At 63.5% G+C, this 625-nt stretch carries 1 protein-coding gene; it reads right to left on the bottom strand.

The window, feature by feature from the left end:
- Positions 1 to 625: sugar phosphate isomerase/epimerase family protein (locus tag AC1Q80_RS30830; RefSeq protein WP_492362942.1), on the bottom strand; the 625-nt coding region annotated here is incomplete at both ends.

Below are 625 nucleotides of genomic sequence, written 5' to 3'. Positions count from 1 at the left end.
CAAAATCATTGGCCGCCATCTTGGAAAACACCGCGCCGAAATCGACCTGGCCGTCGCCGAGCGAGCGGAAGCGGCCGGCCCGGTTGACCCAGCCCTGGTAGCCGCCATAGACGCCCTGCCGACCCGTCGGGTTGAACTCGGCATCCTTGACGTGGAACATCCGGATGCGATCCCTGTAGATGTCGATGTTGTCGAGATAGTCGAGGCATTGCAGCACATAGTGCGAGGGGTCGTAGAGCATGTTGGCGCGGGCATGGTTGCCGGTGCGCTCGAGAAACATCTCATAGGTGACGCCATCGTGCAGGTCCTCGCCCGGATGGATCTCGTAGCAGATATCAACGCCGCAGTCCTCGGCATGGTCGAGGATTGGCCTCCAGCGTTTCGCCAGTTCGTCGAAGGCGGTCTCGACCAGGCCGGCCGGCCGCTGCGGCCAGGGATAGACGAACGGCCAGGCGAGCGCGCCTGAAAAGCTCGCCATCGCATCAAGCCCCAAATTCTTCGAGGCCGTCAGCGCCAGCTTCACCTGCTCGACCGCCCACTCTTGCCGGGCCTTCGGATTGCCGCGCACTTCCGGCACGGCAAAGCCGTCGAACACCTCGTCATAGGCCGGATGGGTGGCGACCAG

Source organism: Ensifer sp. GW823-FHT05D09 (assembly GCF_058795755.1).
This window is presented reverse-complemented; position numbering and strand designations above follow the sequence as displayed.